We start from the raw sequence: 3205 nt of genomic DNA on the forward strand, positions 1-3205 counted from the left end.
CGGGCCGCCGGCGGCCAGGCACAAGCCGAACAGGGTATAGACGCCGACGACCGGCGACAGGTAGGTAAAGCCCAGGGAGAAGTTCTCCCACAGGCTCATGCTGCGATTGAAATCCGAGCTGTAGCCGAGGGCGCGCAGTTGTTCCGCGTCCTGATCGGCGCTGCTTGCACGCGTGTTGGATGAGCCACTCATGTTATTTCCTCATTATCAATGGCAGTGGATTAGTACTCACGGATACCTCGAACCTGTGGGAGCCAGCCTGCTGGCGATGGCGATCTCAAGACCGCCATCGCCAGCAGGCTGGCTCCCACAGGGGATCGCATCAGGCCTTGGTTTCGTCGTCGTACTGCGACAGCCACTCGACCGCCGCATCGCGATACCGGCTGAAACCCTTGTAATCCACCAGTTGCTGATTCAGGTCGCGCAGTACCCGGTGCATGCGCCGCGCCCATGCCGGGTTGGTGGCGATGTCTTCGAGGCTGAGCAGGTAGGTGCGGATCGGAAAGACAATGGCGTTACTGCGCGGCAGACGGTGCAGCGGTTGCAGCTCGATGCGCAGGTACACCAGTTTGCCGGCGTTTTCGGCCGTCACGATGGTTCGGTCCGGTGCCCATTCGGGCAGGCTTTCGGCCGAGACCTCAAGGCGCGGGTTGACCGTCAACGACCAGTTCAGGCGACGCACCGGGTGACCGGTGCGCAGGCGCAGGAGGAATTTCAGGGCTCGGTCGAGCATGCCGATTTCCTTCACCAGCGGCACCGGGCCGTGGAATTCCTCCCAGCTCATGCCCAGGTTGAAGCGCAGCGAGTAGTCGGCGCGCTGGGTGGCGATCCCGGCGCCCCAGTACAGCGTACCGTCGCGTTCTTCCTGCAAGACCCAGTCGCCCTGGGCCTGGCGGGTCACGTATTCCATCGGCTCATACGGCAGGGTCGCCGGGTCGCCGAAGGTGAAGTGATCGTCGATGTCCAGCAGGCGGTTGGTCCAGTGCCATTGGCGGCCTTCACGGGACAGGGTGAAGTACTGCGGGTAATCGCGGGCGTAGGACTCCATGATCAGTTCCAGCAGGTCCCACTGGGCTTCCATCATGTGCGGCGCCGAGACGTAGTGCATGCCCGGGTCCTTCTCCAGGGTGATGGCGCGGTCCCGGCATTCGCTGATGTAGTGCTCGTCGATATCGAACGCCGCGCGGAAGGCGCCGTCGCCGACCGAAACATGGGGCTCGAGGTTCATCGAGTACATGTAGTCGTCATCGGGGAACGGGAAGGGTGCACGGGCAATGGTCTGCGGGCTGTTGGCGAAGGTATAGTCGTCGCGGTAGGTTTCGTCGCGGTTGAATTCGATAGTCATTGTTATGTCTTCCGTCGATCAGAGGTCGATGACCAGGCGATTGCATTTGGCGCGGGATACGCAGGGCATGATTTTCTTGCGGCTGGTCTTGTCTTCGTCCGACAGCCAGTCATCGCTGTGCAGCAGTTCGCCGTCGAGTTCCAGGACTTCGGTTTCGCAATGGCCGCAGGCGCCGCCACGACACAGGTAAGGCATGCTGTAGCCCGCGGCCTCGACCGCTTCGAGCATGGTCTGGTCAGGCGAAACCTCGATGGTTGCGCCACTGCGGCCCAGGGTGAAGCTGAAGGCTTCGCCGCCGCTGCTTTGCTCGAGGAAGCGCTCGAAGTGCACGTGGCTGTCGGTCCAGCCCAGCTCGCGGGCACACGCCAGGGTGGCGTCGATCATGGCGTCCGGGCCGCAGGCATAAACGTGACTGCCGAGCGGGCGATTGGCGAGGATCCGCCCGATGTCCATGCGTGCCTCGATGCCTTTGCGATACAGGTGCACCTGCTTGCCGTAGGTGGCCTGCAACTCTTTGCCGAGCTGTGCGTGTTCATCGCCGCGAACCGCGTAATGCAGTTCGAAAGGCACCTTGCTCAGGCGCAACTCCTCCAACTGGGAGATCACCGGGGTGATACCGACGCCACCGGCAATGAACAGGTGCAAGCGTGCCTGCTTGATCAGCGGAAACAGATTGACCGGTGGCGTGACCTCGATCAGGTCGCCTTCGCGGACACTGTCGTGCAGCGCGATCGAGCCACCACGGCCGTTTTCCACCCGGCGCACGGCGATCTGGTAGCTGCTGGTGTCATAGGGCGAACTCAGCAGCGAGTAGGGGTTGCGCAGCGTATTGTTCGGGTTGGCGATGAGTACCACCACGTGGCTGCCACCGGAGAACGCCGGCAGGTGCGCGCCGGTCGGCGACACCAGGGTGAAACGCCTGATTTGCGGAGTCACCTCTTCAATGCGAGCTACGCGCAGGTTCAAAGTCCCATTGTTCTGGCTCATGTATCGAGCTCCTCGGCTGGGGGCAGTTCGCCCGGTACTTCGGCATCGGCCTTGACCGCCTGGAAGGCCGCCAGGCGCCGGGAATAGTGGTCGCGCACCACCAGCGTCAGGCTGCAACCGGGGCAGTCGTAGACGCGTTGGGTCACGTTCTCGGTGTAAGTGTCGCAGTGCACGCACCAGACCCGACGCACCAGCGTGCCGGAGTGCTCGCGCAGCACTTCGTCGCGATTGAGGTCGAAGCGGGTGGCCACTTGCATGGCGGTGCCCAGGAAACTTTCGGAGCCGGCGAGGTAGAGGCGGGTGCCCATTCTTGCGTCGCCGAGCAGGTCATCGAGGGCGTCGATCAATGCCTGGTTGCTGGCATACACACGCAAATCGTGACCTGGGCGCTGCTGCAATCGGGCAAGGAAGTCCTGGCCGGAAAACGATTCCTGGGAGTACAGCAAGGTCACTGGCCGATTCAGCCCGACCATTTCGTCGAGCAAACGCAACATGGCGCGACCGCCACTGCCTTGCCCGGCAATGATGTGACGAAGGCCTCCCGGCAGAGGTTGCAACCGGTCGTAGACCGGCCGACTTTTGATCCCGGTGATCAACATTTCTTGTTATTCCTCCTGGCTATCGGCTCGACGGGTGAAACGTCGGCACAGATGCAAAGCCCAACGGTGGTGGGTTGCAGATAGCAGGAGCACAGGGCGTGCCAATTGTTTAAGGTGTTGAATTTAAAGGGTTAAGTTTTTTTCGAGAGGAAAAGTGTAAGCAGAAATAACCATGGTTGTAGGCGTTTTTGCAGCGTTTTTTTCGGTGTACATATCCATTCCTGCGGTAACGGCCACCTAGGGGTTCGCCCTTACGGCGAGTCACTTGGAAGAG

The 3205-nt window shown here is 61.5% G+C and carries 3 protein-coding genes and 1 pseudogene; all 4 read right to left on the reverse strand.

Annotated elements, in window-relative coordinates; translation table 11 throughout:
* Positions 1-192 (reverse strand): annotated as a pseudogene (locus PMI35_RS06145) (amino acid permease); the annotation flags it as partial.
* A 130-nt stretch (positions 193-322) separates the two neighbouring features.
* Positions 323-1345 (reverse strand): heme-dependent oxidative N-demethylase family protein, encoded by a 1023-nt coding sequence (locus PMI35_RS06140; protein WP_008064230.1) that lies wholly within the window; start codon positions 1343-1345, stop codon positions 323-325.
* Positions 1346-1363: 18 nt separating this feature from the next.
* Positions 1364-2332 carry a PDR/VanB family oxidoreductase gene (locus PMI35_RS06135; protein ID WP_008064233.1) on the reverse strand — a complete coding sequence of 323 codons (969 nt, stop codon included), beginning with the start codon at positions 2330-2332 and terminating at the stop codon, positions 1364-1366.
* The gene (locus tag PMI35_RS06130; RefSeq protein ID WP_008064235.1) at positions 2329-2931 is read right to left on the reverse strand and encodes a dimethylamine monooxygenase subunit DmmA family protein; all 603 of its coding nucleotides are present in this window, start codon (positions 2929-2931) and stop codon (positions 2329-2331) included. Before PMI35_RS06130 ends, PMI35_RS06135 begins: the two co-directional genes overlap by 4 nt.
* Positions 2932-3205 lie beyond the last annotated feature (274 nt).

The organism is Pseudomonas sp. GM78, from assembly GCF_000282475.1.
Taxonomy (GTDB): Bacteria; Pseudomonadota; Gammaproteobacteria; order Pseudomonadales; family Pseudomonadaceae; genus Aquipseudomonas.